At 72.6% G+C, this 15,363-nt stretch carries 10 protein-coding genes and 1 pseudogene; 6 read left to right on the top strand and 5 right to left on the bottom strand.

Going from position 1 to position 15,363, the window contains the following annotated elements:
- Positions 1-96 precede the first annotated feature (96 nt).
- Positions 97-651, top strand: coding sequence for a WGxxGxxG family protein (locus ACEY2A_RS01785; protein WP_374929172.1), 555 nt, complete (start codon positions 97-99; stop codon positions 649-651).
- A gap of 111 nt (positions 652-762) precedes the next feature.
- On the opposite strand, the gene ACEY2A_RS01780 is transcribed toward ACEY2A_RS01785, so the two are convergent.
- Complete coding sequence (locus tag ACEY2A_RS01780; protein WP_374929171.1) at positions 763-1,683, bottom strand: AEC family transporter; 921 nt, start codon at positions 1,681-1,683, stop codon at positions 763-765.
- A gap of 56 nt (positions 1,684-1,739) precedes the next feature.
- On the opposite strand from ACEY2A_RS01780, the gene ACEY2A_RS01775 reads away from it, so the two are divergent.
- Both ACEY2A_RS01775 and ACEY2A_RS01770 read left to right on the top strand, forming a co-directional pair.
- Positions 1,740-6,641 (top strand): DEAD/DEAH box helicase, encoded by a 4,902-nt coding sequence (locus tag ACEY2A_RS01775; protein WP_374929170.1) that lies wholly within the window; start codon positions 1,740-1,742, stop codon positions 6,639-6,641.
- A gap of 11 nt (positions 6,642-6,652) precedes the next feature.
- Positions 6,653-7,441, top strand: coding sequence for an Fpg/Nei family DNA glycosylase (locus ACEY2A_RS01770; RefSeq protein WP_374929169.1), 789 nt, complete (start codon positions 6,653-6,655; stop codon positions 7,439-7,441).
- Positions 7,442-7,518: 77 nt separating this feature from the next.
- On the opposite strand, the gene ACEY2A_RS01765 is transcribed toward ACEY2A_RS01770, so the two are convergent.
- Genes ACEY2A_RS01765 through rimO form a run of 4 tightly spaced genes read right to left on the bottom strand, consistent with a single transcriptional unit; the run spans position 7,519 to position 10,674 of the window.
- The gene (locus ACEY2A_RS01765; RefSeq protein WP_374929168.1) at positions 7,519-7,845 is read right to left on the bottom strand and encodes a helix-turn-helix domain-containing protein; all 327 of its coding nucleotides are present in this window, start codon (positions 7,843-7,845) and stop codon (positions 7,519-7,521) included.
- 50 nt (positions 7,846-7,895) lie between these two features.
- Positions 7,896-8,489, bottom strand: coding sequence for a CinA family protein (locus tag ACEY2A_RS01760; RefSeq protein WP_374929167.1), 594 nt, complete (start codon positions 8,487-8,489; stop codon positions 7,896-7,898).
- On the bottom strand, positions 8,486-9,094 hold the full coding sequence (gene pgsA / locus ACEY2A_RS01755; RefSeq protein ID WP_374929166.1) for a CDP-diacylglycerol--glycerol-3-phosphate 3-phosphatidyltransferase: 609 nt from the start codon (positions 9,092-9,094) through the stop codon (positions 8,486-8,488). Before pgsA ends, ACEY2A_RS01760 begins: the two co-directional genes overlap by 4 nt.
- Positions 9,091-10,674: a 30S ribosomal protein S12 methylthiotransferase RimO gene (gene rimO, locus ACEY2A_RS01750; protein WP_374929165.1), complete on the bottom strand. Its 1,584-nt coding sequence runs from the start codon at positions 10,672-10,674 to the stop codon at positions 9,091-9,093. Before rimO ends, pgsA begins: the two co-directional genes overlap by 4 nt.
- A gap of 398 nt (positions 10,675-11,072) precedes the next feature.
- Here rimO and ACEY2A_RS01745 point away from each other — a divergent pair, with 398 nt between their 5' ends.
- The 3 genes and pseudogenes from ACEY2A_RS01745 (at position 11,073) to ACEY2A_RS01735 (ending at position 15,312) form a co-directional block, all read left to right on the top strand.
- Positions 11,073-12,833 (top strand): DUF222 domain-containing protein, encoded by a 1,761-nt coding sequence (locus tag ACEY2A_RS01745; protein ID WP_374929164.1) that lies wholly within the window; start codon positions 11,073-11,075, stop codon positions 12,831-12,833.
- A gap of 67 nt (positions 12,834-12,900) precedes the next feature.
- Positions 12,901-14,069: pseudogene (locus ACEY2A_RS01740) on the top strand (IS3 family transposase).
- Between the two features lie 43 nt (positions 14,070-14,112).
- Positions 14,113-15,312, top strand: a complete 1,200-nt coding sequence (locus tag ACEY2A_RS01735; protein ID WP_374929163.1) for a dipeptidase — start codon at positions 14,113-14,115, stop codon at positions 15,310-15,312.
- The last annotated feature ends 51 nt before the right edge of the window (positions 15,313-15,363 follow it).

Below are 15,363 nucleotides of genomic sequence, written 5' to 3'. Positions count from 1 at the left end.
AACGGTCGCGTCGGCAGCCAGTTTGTGCTTGGGTCGAGATGAACAGGGACACGGGCAGACAGCCACCGTCCCGCCCCCGACGCAAGGAGAGACACCATGCGTAGCACCCGTTCCATCGCTCTGACCATCGCTCTGGCGGCCGCCCCCCTGGCCGCGGTCGCCCCCGCCGCCACCGCTGCGGAGTCCCCGGCCGAGTCCGCCGCCGAGTCCGTGACGTCCGAGGCCGCGGGCGAGGACTCGCCGGCCGCTGACGAGACCACCTCCGAGACCACGTCCGAGACCACCTCCCCCGACTCCGAGGAGGAGAACGACGACGAGGGTGGCTTCCCCTGGGGCCTGCTCGGCCTGCTGGGTCTGGCCGGTCTGCTGGGCATGGGTGGTCGCAAGAAGGAGGAGCCGGAGGTCCGCCACACCACGCGTGACCGTCAGCCGGAGACCTACCGCACCACCGACACCCACCGCACGGACACGAACCGTCGCAACGACGACGTGCGCGTGGTGGACGGCAACAACAACCGTGTCGACGGCCACGACGGCCGCCGCATCGACGGTGACCGTCGCGGCAACGGCATCTCGGGCAAGGTCGACGACCGCTTCGGTGACGGCGACGGCCGTCTCGACGGCGACGACCTGCCGGGCAAGCGCCGCTGACCGCAGCGCGACCCTGTGGTCCAGGGGCCGGGTGGAGCTCTCCACCCGGCCCCTTCGCCGTGTGTTCGATGGGGTGAGCGCGCCAGGGTGCGACGCTCACCCCATCGGATCTCACCCCAGCAGGAGCACGACCCCCAGGATGACCGGCAGCGAGAGCATGGTGGTGGCGAACACCGCATCGCGCGCCACCACCTGTCCCCGGCGGTAGATCGTCGCGAACAGGAAAACGTTCTGGGCCGTCGGGAGGGCGGCGGTGACCACGACCACCAGCAGGTCGTGCCCCTGCAGCCCCCAGGCCAGCGCCAGCCCCCAGGCCACCAGCGGCATCGCCACCAGCTTCAGCGCCACGGCCGTGAACACCTCCCGCCGCTGGCCGCCCACGAAGGGCGCCGGCCCCCATCGCAGGGACATGCCGTAGGCCAACAGCATGGCGGGCACCGCGAAGCCCGCGATGAGGTCCAGCGGCCCACGCGCCCCCTGCGGCACCTGCCACCCGCTCGCCGCGACGGCCAACCCCAGCACGGAGGCGACCGTCAGCGGGTTGAGCCCCGAGGCGAGCACCGAGCGCACCCTGCCCTGTCCCTCGCGCCGCGGGTCGATGGCGTCCAGCACTGCGAGCCCGATGGGCTGCAGCACCAGCAGCTGGCCCAGCAGCACCGGGGTGGAGTACACCGCATCACCCAGCACGAACACCGCGATGGGGATGCCCAGGTTGGCGGCGTTCACGTACCCGGCGGCGAACGCACCGATGACCGCCTCCCCCGGCCCCCGGCCCCCACGTCGGGCGAGCAGCACCGAGACGGCGCCGACCACGAGCGCCGCGACCAGCGCGATCACCAGGTGCGGGCCCACCACGCTTCCCAGCGACGCGGTGGAGATGACGGTGAAAAGCAGCACGGGGGTGGCCACCGTGAAGGTGAGCCGGCTGAGCACCTCGATGGCGCTCTGTGGCACCAGCTCGCGGGAGGCGAGGAACCACCCCACGGCGATGACTCCACCGATCGTCCAGAACCCCTCGAAGACCGACAACACCGCCCCATGATCCCCGACGCGCAGGCTGTCGGTGCACGGTGGCAGGCTGAGCCGTGATGTCAGACGACCTGCTGCAGCGGTTCTCCCCTCCCACCCGGGCGTGGTTCGAGGCGAACTTCACGGCGCCCACGGACGCCCAGGCCGGGGCCTGGGAGGCCATCAGCCGGGGTGAGCACACGGTCGTGGTGGCGCCGACGGGGTCGGGCAAGACCCTCTCGGCCTTCCTCTGGGCACTGGACCGCTTCGTCCCCGGACCCGACCGGCGCCCGCCGGAGGCGCCGTGCAGCGTCATCTACGTCTCGCCGCTGAAGGCGCTGGCGGTGGACGTGGAGCGCAACCTCGCGGCGCCGCTGTCCGGCATCGGTCACGCCGCGGCGCGGCTGGGGGTCACGGCGCCCCGGGTGGGGGTCTCGGTGCGCTCGGGTGACACGCCTGCTGCAGAGCGTCGCCGTTTCGCCAGCAGGGGTGCCGACGTGCTGATCACCACGCCGGAGTCGCTCTACCTGCTGCTCACCTCCCGCGCCCGCGAGCAGCTCACCGGGGTCACCACCGTCATCGTCGATGAGGTGCACGCCCTGGCGGGCACGAAGCGCGGGGCACACTTGGCGCTCAGCCTGGAGCGGCTGGACGCGCTGCTCGAGGCGCCGGCGCAGCGGATCGGGCTCTCGGCCACGGTCCGCCCGGTGGACGAGGTGGGGCGCTGGCTGACCGGTGGGCGCCCGGTCACGATCGTGCAGCCGCCGGTCCAGAAGGCCTGGGAGCTCTCGGTGCACGCCGACGTCCCGGACATGGCGGACCTCGCCACGGCGCCCCAGGTCTCCCCCGCCGGTGTCGATGAGGTGGCGTCCGCCGAGGACGCGCGCCCGGACGAGACCGATGGGGTGGCGCCCGCCGAGGACGACCTGGCCCTGCCGGAGCACCTCACCCTGGCGGACCTGTCCCCGGAGGTGGCGGGGGCCGACCCGCGCGACCGGGCGAGCATCTGGCCGCACGTGGAGCAGCGCATCGTCGAGGAGATCGCGCGGCACACCTCCACCTTGGTGTTCTGCAACTCGCGGCGGTCCGCGGAGCGGCTGACGGCGCGGCTGAACGAGATCTGGGCCGAGCGGGCCGGCACCGTCCAGGGCGATGCCGAGCGGGCCGGCGTCGCAGAGGACCCTCCCCAGCGGGCACCCGCCGAGCTCATGGCGCAGGCGGGGGCGTCGCGGGGCGCTCCCGGGGTGCTGGCCCGCGCGCACCACGGGTCGGTGAGCAAGGAGCACCGTGCGGAGATCGAGGACGCCCTCAAGGCGGGGACCCTGCCGGCCGTGGTGGCCACGAGCTCGCTGGAGCTCGGCATCGACATGGGCGCGGTCGACCTGGTGATCCAGGTGGAGTCCCCGCCCAGCGTGGCCAGCGGTCTGCAGCGGGTGGGCCGGGCCGGCCACCAGGTGGGCGCGGTGAGCCGGGGCAGCTTCCACGCCCTGCACCGCCAGGACCTGCTGGAGACCGCCGTGGTGGTGGAGCAGATGCGCGTCGGCGGCATCGAGGCCCTGCGCATCCCCGCCAACCCGCTGGACGTGCTGGCCCAGCAGGTGGTGGCGGCGTGCGCCATGGACGACTGGTCCGTGGACGATCTGCACTGTCTGGTGCGGCGTGCAGCACCCTGGGCGGACCTCTCGCGGGCGGTGCTGGAGTCCGTGCTGGAGATGCTCTCGGGGCGTTATCCCTCGGAGGACTTCGCCGACCTGCGGCCCCGTGTGGTGTGGGACCGCGTGGACGACCTGCTGACCGCCCGCCCCGGCGCGCAGCGGTTGGCGATCCTCTCCGGCGGGACCATTCCGGACCGGGGGCTGTTCGGGGTCTTCCTGGCCGGTGGTGGCGGTCCGGGACGGCGCGTCGGCGAGCTGGACGAGGAGATGGTCTACGAGTCGCGCGTGGGCGACGTGTTCACGCTGGGGACCTCCTCCTGGCGCATCGAGGACATCACGCACGACCAGGTGCTGGTCACGCCGGCGCCCGGCCAGCCCGGCAAGCTGCCCTTCTGGCGCGGTGACGGGCTGGGCCGGCCGGCGGAGCTCGGCGGGCACCTCGGAGCGTTCGTGCGTGAGCTGGCGACCACGGACGAGGCCGCCGTCCGCGAGCGACTGGCGGCCGGGGGGCTGGACGACTGGGCGGTGGACAACGTGATGGCGCACGTGGCCGCGCAGGCCGAGGCCACCACCGCCGTCCCTGACGACCGCACGGTGGTGGTGGAGCGCTTCCGCGACGAGCTGGGCGACTGGCGCGTGGTCATCCACTCCCCCTGGGGCTCACCCGTGCACGCTCCGTGGGCGCTGGTGCTGGCCGAGCGGCTGCGGCAGCGCTTCGGAGTGGACGTGCAGGCGCTGCACGCCGACGACGGCATCGTGCTGCGGCTGCCGGACCTGGGCGGGTGGGACGCGTGGTCGGTGCCCGATGCGGTGCCAGTCCCCGGCGGGGAGAGCCTGACCGGGCCCGACGGCCTGACCGGACCCGACGGCCCCGTGCCCGAGACGCCCACGATGACGCTCGACGCCCGCTCCCTGGACGCCGCCCTGGCGGAGCTGGTGGCCATCGAGCCCGATGAGGTGCACGACGAGGTGACCGCCCTCATCGGCGGATCGGCCCTGTTCGCCTCCCGGTTCCGCGAGTGCGCGGCCCGCGCCCTGCTCCTGCCCCGGCGTCGCCCGGACCGGCGTCAGGCGCTGTGGCAGCAGCGCCAGCGCGCCGCGTCGCTGCTGGAGGTGGCCGCCGGGCACCCGGACTTCCCCATCGTCCTGGAGGCCGTCCGCGAGGTGGTGCAGGACGTCTACGACGTGCCCGCGCTGACCACGCTGATGCGGCAGCTCGCCGGGCGTCAGGTGCGGCTGACCTTCGTGGAGACTCCCACGGCCAGCCCCTTCGCACAGAACCTGATGTTCGGCTACGTGGCGCAGTTCCTGTACGAGGGCGACTCGCCGCTGGCCGAGCGCCGGGCCGCCGCCCTGGCCCTGGACCCCACCCTGCTGGCCGACCTGCTGGGCCGCTCGGACGGCACGCAGCTGCGCGATCTGCTCGACCCGCAGGCCGTGGCCGACACCGAGGCCGAGCTCCAGCACACCGCCGAGGACCGCCGGGCCCGGCACGCCGAGGACCTCACGGACCTGCTGCGCGTGCTCGGCCCCCTGGACGACGAGGAGCTCACCGCCCGCAGCGCGCCCGACGGCGATCCGATGGGGTGGGCGTCCGAGCTGGAGGCCGCGCGCCGCATCGTCCGGGTCCCCGTGGGTGGGCGGCCCTGCTGGGCGGTGGTGGAGGACGTGGCCCGGCTGCGCGACGCCCTGGGGGTGCCGGTGCCGCCGGGGCTGCCGCAGGCCGCGATGGTGGTCAGTGACGACCCGTTGACCGACCTGCTGGTGCGCCACGCCCGCACGCACGGGCCGTTCACCGCCGAGCAGGTGGCGCAGCGCTACGGGCTCGGTCGCGCAGTGGTGGTGGCGGCGCTCCGTGAGCTGGTCCGCTCCGGGCGCATGGCCGAGGGAGCCCTGCTGCCCAGTGCCCTCGGCGGCCGGGACAGTGACGACGGCGTGGGACCCGACTTCTGCGACGCAGAGGTGCTGCGGCGTCTGCGACGCCGGTCGCTGGCGGCGCTGCGGGCCGAGGTGGAGCCGGTGGAGGGCGACGACTTCGCCCGCTTCGTGGTGCGCTGGCAGGGGCTGGAGCAGCCGGCCCGCGGCGTCGATGGGGTGGCGCGTGCCCTGGAGCAGCTCACTGGCGCGGTGCTGCCGGCCAGCGCGGTGGAGAGCGTGGTGCTGCCCGCCCGGGTGCGCGACTACTCCCCCGCGATGCTGGATGAGCTGCTGGCCAGCGGGGAGTTCCTGTGGGTCTCGCACGGGTTGCTGGCCGGCGACGACCTGTGGGTCTCGTTCCACCCCGCCGACCAGGCGCCGGCCACCCTGCCGGTGGTGGCCGAGGGGGTCGACCGGGCCGCCGAGCACGTCGGCACGCTCCTGGCCACGCGGGGCGCCATGCGGTGGGCGGACCTCCGCGCGGCGCACCAGGCCGACCGGGCGGACGTGCCGGACGCCGACGACCGTGTGCAGCTGACCACCGACACGCAGTGGACCGAGGCCGTGTGGGAGCTCGTGGGCTCGGGCCGGGCCACGTGCGACACCTTCGCGCCCGTGCGGGCCCGCCTGGCCGGTGGGCGCACCACGCAGAAGACCCGTCCCCGGGCGCGGCGCGCGCGACTGTCGGGGCGCCCCGCATCGTTGCGGGGGCTCGGTGGCGCCTCGGTGCGTCGGGACCGCCCGGTGTCCACCCCGGACGTGCTGGCGGGCCGGTGGTCGGTGCTGCCGGAGCGGGACCCGGACGCCACCGTGCGGGCCGTGACCGCTGCCGAGGTGGCCCTGGACCGCCACGGCGTGGTCACGCGCGGGGCGGTCGCCGCCGAGGAGGTGGCCGGCGGGTTCGCGGCGCTGTACAAGGTGCTTGCGGCCGCCGAGGACGCCGGGCGGGTGCGGAGGGGCTACTTCGTGGACGGACTGGGGGCCGCCCAGTTCGCCACCACGGGCGCGGTCGACCTGCTGCGGGGTGAGCAGCCGGAGGTGACTGCGCGGCTGCTGAGCGCCTGCGACCCGGCGGTGGTGCACGGCGCGGCGCTTCCCTGGCCGGGCACCACCGGCGGTGGCCACCGGCCGGCGCGGAAGGCCGGGGCCCTCGTGGCCCTGGTGGCAGGGGTGCCCACCGTGTGGTGGGAGCGAGGCGGTCGCACGGCCCTGACCTTCACGGCCGATCCCGGGGCCCTGCAGCAGGCCGCCGAGGTGGCAGCCCAGGCCGTGCGCGAACGACGCATCGCCGGGCTCTCGGTGGAGACGATCGACGGGGAGGCCGCCCTGCGCAGCGAATCACCCCTGGTGGCCGCGTTGGAGGCCGCGGGATTCGGGGCCACCCCCAAGGGCTGGAGGCTCCGTGTGTGAGGGGTGGCGTCGTGCCTGAGGGCGACACCGTCTGGCGCACCGCACGCCGGCTCCACCTGGCGCTGGCGGGGCGTGAGCTCACGCGCACGGACCTGCGCTGGCCCTCGCTGGCCACGGTGGACCTCACCGGCCGCAGCACCCTGGAGGTGGTCTCGCGCGGCAAGCACCTGCTCCACCGCATCGAGGGAGGCCTGACCCTGCACTCCCACCTGCGCATGGAGGGGTCCTGGCGGGTGCATCCCGCTCCCGGGCCCCGGCGGGTCCCCAGCACCACCCGGGCGGTCCTGGCCTGTGACGAGCACGTGGCCGTGGGGACCTCGCTGGGCATGCTGGACCTGGTGGACACCCGGGCCGAGGACGGGCTGGTGGGCCACCTCGGACCCGACCTGCTGGGACCGGACTGGGATCCCGACTGCGTGGTGACCCGCTACGCCCAGGCGGGCGCGCGCCCCATCGGGGAGGCGCTGCTGGACCAGCGGATCGCGGCCGGCATCGGCACGATGTATGCCGCCGAGGCGCTCTTCCTGCGCCGGATCTCGCCGTGGACGACCGTGGGTGAGCTGCCCGATGAGGTGCTCACCCGCATCGTGGAGACGGCGCGGCGGGCGATGACCGTGAACTGTGCGCGGGCCGTGCAGCGGACCACGCCGGACACGCTGCGGGAGACCACGTGGGTGCACGGGCGGGCCGACCGTCCGTGCCTGCGCTGTGGGACGGCGATCAGGGTGGACCCCATCGGCGTCGCGCCCACCGACCGGGTGATGTTCCACTGCCCGGCCTGCCAGGCGCCGGGGAGCTGAGCCCCCCAGCGGAACGCCCTCCCCGCCATGCGGCGGGGAGGGCGTGGTGGGCTGATCGGGCGTCTGTGCTGACCGGGTCAGCCGACGGGCGTCGGGCGGAGCACCTGCTCGGGCGGGCCACCCAGCGGCATGTTGGCCGGCGAGTCCGGCACGTTCACGGCCTCCTCGGCCTCGGCGATGGCCACGCGGACGGCCACGTCGTTGAGCATCTGGGAGACCGGCAGGTCCAGGGCCCGGCAGATGGTGGCCAGCATCTCGGAGCTGGCCTCCTTCTCCCCACGCTCCACCTCGCTGAGGTAGCCCAGGGAGACCGCTGCGTCCGAGGACACCTGGCGCAGGGTGCGGCCCTGGTGCCGGCGGCGCTCACGCAGGACGTCGCCGACCTCGCGTCGAATGATCACCATGCGCGCCTCCTGCGTCTCGTGGGTCGGATCGGATCCTCGGGGGCCACCTGTCAGTGCGTCGTGTCCCCGAGGGGTTCAGTGAAGTCTAGTTGCCTGAGAATTTCCTGCAGCGCCCCCTCCACAGAAGCGCCGCGCACCGCATCGCGGTCCCCGGGGAAGTGGAACGCCCTGTGGACGGCACTTTGTTCCCCGGCGGGCTGCTCGGCGGCTTCCCCGGCGCGCTGCCCCGGGGCTTCCCCGGCGCCCGCGCGGGCCACGCCCACGAACACCGTGCCTTCCGGGTGGCCGTCGGCCGGGCCGGGCCCTGCCACCCCGGTGGTCGCCACGCCCCAGTCCGCGCCGGCCCACCGGGCCGCACCCGCGGCCATCTGCTCGGCCACAGCGGGGTGGACCGGTCCCTCGCGGCCGAGCAACCCCGCATCGACGCCCAGGGCGGAGGCCTTGAGGTCGGTCGCGTAGGAGACCACGGCGCCGCGCACCACCACCGAGGCGCCGGGCACGTCGGTGAGCGCCGCACACACCAGTCCCCCGGTGAGGGACTCGGCCACGGCGATCGTCTCCCCGCGGCGGGTGAGCTCCTCGATGACGCGCCGCGCCAGCGCCTGCGAGGACAACCCGCGCGCGCTGGCCACCGGGTGCGTCACGGGCGCGCTCGGCCCTTGACCCACAGGCGACGGGCGTCCAGCAGGTAGTCGATACCAGTCACCACCGTCACCACCACGGCGGCCAGCATGACCACCCAGGCGATGGTCGCGACCACGCCACCCAGCGGCATCAGCATCAGACCCACGGCCACCGACTGCAGCACCGTCTTGAGCTTGCCGCCGCGGCTGGCCGCCATCACGCCGTAGCGGATCACCACGAAGCGCACCACGGTGATCAGAAGCTCGCGGGCCAGGATCACGATCGTCACCCACCACGGCAGCAGGTCGATGGCGCTGAGGCAGATGAGCGCCGAGCCGATGAGGGCCTTGTCGGCGATCGGGTCGGCGATCTTGCCGAAGGTGGTGATGAGATTGCGGCTGCGTGCCAGCTCACCGTCGATGCGGTCGGTGATGGCCGCGAGGGCGAAGACCGCGAAGGCCCACCACAGCTCCAGGTGGTCGCCGCCGGCCCCGGGGTCGCGCAGCACGAGCCACACGAACAGCGGCACCATCAGGATCCGCAGCACCGTCAGCGCGTTGGCGATGTTCCACGGGCTGGGCTCGGTGGCCTCCGGGGTGGGCGCGGCGCCCTGGGAGGTGGTCACGCGGCGCCCTCCTCGATGCGGGCGACCAGGTCCACGCCCTGGCTGTCCACCACCGTGGCGCGCACGATGTCGCCCACCCGGGCCGGTGCGGGGGCGCCGGCGGCGTCGACGAGGATCGTCACCCCATCGACCTCCGGCCCCTGCTGCTCGGCGCGGCCGACCACCTGGGTGCCGGCCTCGCCCTCGTCCTCGAGCTCCTCCACCAGGACGCTCACCGCATCACCCACGCGGTCGGCGGCGCGCTGGGCCATGACCTCCTCGGCGAGGTCACGGATGTGGGCCACACGCTCGTCGATGACCTCCTGCGGGAGCTTGCCGTCGAGCTTCTCCCCCTCGGTGCCGTCCTCGTCGGAGTAACCGAAGACGCCGAGCACGTCGAGCTGGGCGCGGGTGATGAAGTCGGCAAGGATCTCCACGTCCTGCTCGGTCTCGCCCGGGAAGCCGCAGATGACGTTGGAGCGCAGGCCGGCCTGGGGCGAGGCGGTGCGCACCTGGTCGATGAGGCCGAGGAAGCCCTCGGCGTCGCCGAAGCGCCGCATGCGGCGCAGCAGCGGACCGGAGGCGTGCTGGAAGGACAGGTCGAAGTAGGGCACCACGCCGGGGGTCTCGACCATGGTGCGCAGCAGCTCCGGACGCATCTCGGCGGGCTGCAGGTAGCTCACGCGGACGCGCTCGATGCCGTCGACGGCCGCGAGCTCGGGGAGCATCGCGTCGAGCAGGCGGAGGTCGCCCAGGTCCTTGCCGTACGAGGTGGTGTTCTCACTGACGAGGAAGACCTCCTTGACGCCGTTCTCGGCCAGCCAGTGGGCCTCGGCCAGGACGTCGGTGGGGCGACGGGAGAGGTAGGCGCCGCGGAAGGCCGGGATGGCGCAGAAGGAGCAGCGGCGGTCGCAGCCCGACGCGATCTTCAGCGGCGCCCAGGGCTTGTCGTTGAGGCGGCGGCGGATGATCGTGGAGGGGCCCGATGCGGGGGCGGGAGCCGCCAGGGTGGCGTCGGCCGGCTCGACGGGCGTCACCGCATCGTCATCGGCGACGGTGAGTCCGGCCTCGGCGAGATCCTCGGCGGAGGCGGTGCCGTGGCCGGGGAGGGAGACGCTGGCGGCGCTGCCCTGGCGGGCGACCGGCGAGAGGGGCAGGAGCCTGCGGCGGTCACCGGGGGTGTGCGCCTCGGGCGAGTGGCCGGCGAGGACGGCGCGCAGGGAGGAGGACATGTCGGCGTAGGAGTCGAAGCCCAGGACGGCGTCGGCCTCGGGGAGCTCGGCGGCGAGCTCGCTGCCGTAGCGCTCCGCGAGGCAGCCGACGGCCACGACGGCGCCGGTGCGGCCCTCCTCCTTGAGGTCGTGGGCGTCCAGGACCGCGTCGATGGAGTCCTTCTTGGCCTGGTCCACGAAGCCGCAGGTGTTCACGACGGTGACGTCGGCGCCATCGGCCTCGTCCACGAGCTCCCAGCCGGCAGCGGCCAGGCGACCGGCGAGCTCTTCGGAGTCGACCTCGTTGCGGGTGCACCCGAGGGTGGCGATGTGGACGCTGCGGCGCTCGGTGTCGGGCGCCGTGCCGCGGTCGGTGGTGGTGGAGCTCATGTCACTAGGGTAGGCGCCCGCGCAGGTGGGGAGGGTCTCGCGGAGCCGGTTCGGGCGGGGTGTGTGACGGAACACGGTGGTGGTGGGTGGGGCGCGGCGCGGCGCGGCGCGGTGCGGCCTCGGCCGCCGGGCGGGCCGCGCGGGCCAGCTGTCTGCCGGTCCCAGCCGCTCGGAACACCGGCGCGGCCTGCCCAGTGATCTCGCGCACCCTCCTTGAGTGGGTTGTCCACAGGTCGATGGGGTGAGCTTCCGCGTGGTGGGTGCTCGTCCACATGTTCTAGTTCAGGGTTGCGGTGTGCGATCGTTTGTACTAGGGTGGGGGTAGTTGGTCAGGCAGGGGGATCTGACCGGGATCTGACTCAGATCTGACGCATTCGACCCGGGGAAGGGGGCGCGCGATGGACGACCTGTTCGATGGACTCCGCGCGGCGCCCGCTGCGCCGGGAGTGTCTGCGGCCAAGGGCGGCGTTGCCGCGGGTGAGGCGGTCGCCCGGCATGTAGGGGTCGCCCGGCATGTAGGGCCTGACGGCACGACGACCCTTGACGACGTCCCGGAGCTGGGACCGCGGGAGGCGATGGACGCGGCCCTGGCCCAGGCCGATGCGGCAACTACTGAGCTGATGGCCGCCATGGCACGCCTGGGTGAGCACCCCGAGGAGCTCGACACTGCCTACCTCGAACGACTCCTGCAGCAGGTCCAGACGCTGAGCAACAAGCACGACCGACTCCGGGTCCGCGCCTTGGACGTCGTCCGTGTCACCCGTGAGGTGGGGAACGCGCACCACGAAAACGATGCCCAGTTCACCGCCGGACGCACCCGGACACGACGTGCCCAGGCCGGCAGGGATGCTGACCTGGCCAAGGCCCTGGGCAACCACACACCCACACCCCCACCGGGCCCCGGCAGTGGTGCCGGCAGCGACAGTGCGGGCTCGACAGGCGGACCGAGCGGTCCCGGCAGCGACGGTCCGGGACTGCTGAACGGTGGCCACAGCAGCGGCAGTCCTACCAGTGGGCTGGTGCAGACGCCGACGGCGGCTGCGTGGGACGCGGGGTTGATCACGCGGGATCACGCGTTGATCATCACCCGCGCACTGAACGACCTCCCCGACCACCTCACCACCGAACAACGGCACACCGTCGAGGTGGACCTGGTCGCCAAGGCCGAGCAGATGAACCCCACCCGCCTGGGGAAGGCCGCCAAGCGAGCTCTGGAAGCCCTCGACCTCCCGGTGGAGGAGGTCGATGCGCATCACAACGAGCTCGTCCACGCCGAGGAACGAGCCGCCTGGGACGCCACCCGCCTGTGGATGCGCGACAACCACGACGGCACCTGGTTCGGTCAGTTCACCCTGCCGGCCCTGCAGGCCCAGATGCTCAAGAAGGCCCTGGACTCCATGACGAGCCCCCGCCGCCACACCAACGCCAACAGCACGGCGGGCAGCGGCAACACGGCGACCGGTTCTGCGTGGACGGGTGATGTCCGGTTCGATCGGGAGCTGCGTGACCAGCAGCGCGGGCAGGCACTGGCCGAGCTCATCGACCACCTGCCCACCGACCACCTGAACCCCAAGATCAACACCATCCTGCTGGTCACCACCGACCTGGACACGTTGCGGGGCCAGACCGACCGGGTCGGGATCACCGACACCGGCCAGGACGTCTCCGCCGCACAGGTCCGCCGGCTGGCGAGCAACGCGGCCCTGATCCCGATCGTCATGAACGGCGCATCAGTCCCACTGGACCTCGGACGCAAACGACGATCCTTCACCGAATCCCAAAAAGCAGCCCTCGCCACCACATACGACTCCTGCGCGGAGGAGGACTGTGACCGGCCCTTCGCGTGGTGCGAGATCCACCACGCCGACCCCTGGCGCTCCGTCTACGCACCCGACGGCACCCTCCTACACCCCGGAGGAGGCAAAACAGACCTCTCCAACGGCATACCCCTGTGCGGAAGACACCACCGCCAAATGGACGACCCCCGCCTCAAACACACCATCACCCACGACGCAGAAGGGCACGCCACCATCCGCTTCACCTGGCGACGCCCCGGCGAACCCTGGAGCACCCGACTCCAGACACACGACCCGGCCACCCCGGCACAGCCTGCCCACTCCCCCGCTGCCGGGGACACACACCGGGCACAATGGCCGTAGGGACTGCTGAGGGTTTGGTTGACACCTGATCTGTGGGGACGTGGGTCCCTGCTGGAAGGATGTCGCCATGCCTGCACCTCACCCCAAGGAGTTCCGTGACGACGTGGTCGGTGTCGCCCGTCGTGGCGAGGCGTCGATCGCGCAGACGGCGAAAGACTTCGGGATCTCGGAATCAACCCTGCGCAACTGGCTCCGCCAGGCCGACATCGAGGACGGCGCCCGTCCGGGCGTGACGGTGGCCGAGTCCGAGGAGGTGCGTGCCCTGAAGCGTCGCAACCGCCTGTTGGAGCAGGAGAACGAGGTCCTACGCCGAGCAGCGGCGTACCTGTCTCAGGCGAACCTGAAGCTGGGCCAGTCCCCAAAATGACCTTCCCGCTGGTCCGTGACCTTGCCGATGACGGAATCCCCGTCACGGTGGCCTGCCGGGTGTTGAAGTTCTCCCCCCAGGCGTTCTACGCCTGGTGTGCCCACCCGGTCAGCGACCGGGATCTGGTGGATGCCTACGCGATGAACGCCGCCTATGAGATCCACGCCGATGACCCCGGTCTGGGGTATCGGTTCATCGCTGACGAACTCGCCGCGGCCGGCCATGCCCTGTCTGAGCGACGCGTGTGGAAGATCTGCCACCAGGGGCAGATCGCCTCAGCGCACTCGGTCACCCGGGGCCGGTGGAAGAAGCCCGGCCCGCCGGTCCACGACGACCTGGTCCGGCGTGAGTTCACCGCTCAGGGTCCGAACCGGTTGTGGCTGACCGACATTACCGAGCATCCCACCAGTGAGGGCACGTTGTACCTGTGCGCTGTCAAGGACGTCTGGTCCAGGCGGATCGTGGGGTACTCCATCAATGACCGGATGACCTCCCAGCTGGCCGTCGACGCCCTGGAGATGGCCATCGCCCGCCGGGGCCGCGACACCACCGCCGGGTGCGTGGTCCACGCCGACAGGGGCAGCCAGTTCCGCTCCCGCCGCTTCGTCGCGGCACTGCACCGGCACGGCCTGATCGGGTCCATGGGGCGTGTGGCCTCCTCGGCGGACAACGCTGCGATGGAATCCTTCTTCGCGCTGTTGCAGAAGAACGTCTTGAACAGCCGTCGCTGGGACACCCGGGAGCAACTGCGGCTAGCCATCTTCACGTGGATCGAGCGGGCCTACCACCGCCGGCGGCGCCAGCGAGCCCTGGGCAAGACCACCCCGACCGAGTTTGAGACCATCTACTGGCCCGCACAAGCGGCCTGAAACACCAAACCTGAAGTGTCAACCAAACCTGCAGCAGTCCCGTATGACTGACATCGCCGCCATGCGTTCCCTGCTGCGCGAGTTCCCGCTCGTGGACGGTCACAACGACCTGCCGTGGCGCCTGCACGCCCTGTCGCAGGCCGATGCGGAGTCCACCGACCTGACGGTCGCGGACATCGGCGCAGGAACCCTCGGCACCGCCACCCAGACCCACACGGACCTCCCCCGCCTGCTCGACGGCGGGATGGGGGCACAGTTCTGGAGCGTCTTCGTGCCGGCCGACCTGTCCGGTGACGATGCGGTGAGCATGACCCTGGAGCAGATCGACCGGGTCCGCGCCCTGGTGGAGATGTTCCCCGACCGCCTCGAGCTCGCCGACACGGCCGAGGACGTGCGCCGCATCCACAAGGCCGGACGCATCGCCAGCCTCATGGGTGCCGAGGGCGGTCACAGCATCAACAACTCGCTGGCCACGCTGCGCATCCTGCGCGAGCTCGGCGTGCGGTACATGACCCTGACGCACAACAGCAATGTCGACTGGGCCGACAGCGCCACCGACGAGGAGAACATCGGCGGCCTGAGCCGCTTCGGCACCGAGGTCGTCGCCGAGATGAACCGGATCGGCATGCTGGTGGACCTCTCCCACGTGTCGGCCGGCACCATGCGCGATGCCCTGGCGGCCACCCGCGCACCTGTGGTGTTCACCCACTCCGGCGCCCGCGCCGTGACCGACCACCCCCGCAACGTGCCCGATGACGTGCTCGCCCGCCTGGCGTCCAACGGCGGTGTCTGCATGGCCACCTTCGTGCCCAGCTTCGTCAACCAGGGTGCAGCGGACCACCGTCTGGAGCGCGAGGCGGCAGCCCGTGAGGCCGGACTGGAGCCGACCTCCGACGGGTGGTACCCCTTCCTGGACCGCTACCTGGAGGAGAACCCGCCCCCGGTGGCCACGATCGATGACGTGGTGGCCCACGTGGAGCACCTGCGCGAGGTCGCGGGGATCGACCACATCGGGCTCGGCGGCGACTACGACGGCACGCCCACTCTGCCGGAGGGACTCGAGGACGTCACCGGCTACCCGCACCTGCTCGCCGCACTGGCCGACCGCGGGTGGAGCCGCGACGACCTGGAGAAGCTCGCCGGGGCCAACATCCTGCGCGTGCTGGAGGCTGCGGACACCGTGGCCGACGTGCTCAGCGACGAGCCGGGCCGCCGCTGGCGCATCTCGCAGCTGGACGGCTGACGGGCTGCGGCTGACCCGGGGGCCGGCCGGGTGGCCGGGTGGGCGGCCGGT

This window comes from Kytococcus sedentarius (assembly GCF_041937525.1).
GTDB classification, from domain to species: Bacteria; Actinomycetota; Actinomycetes; order Actinomycetales; family Dermatophilaceae; genus Kytococcus; species Kytococcus sedentarius_A.
This window is presented reverse-complemented; position numbering and strand designations above follow the sequence as displayed.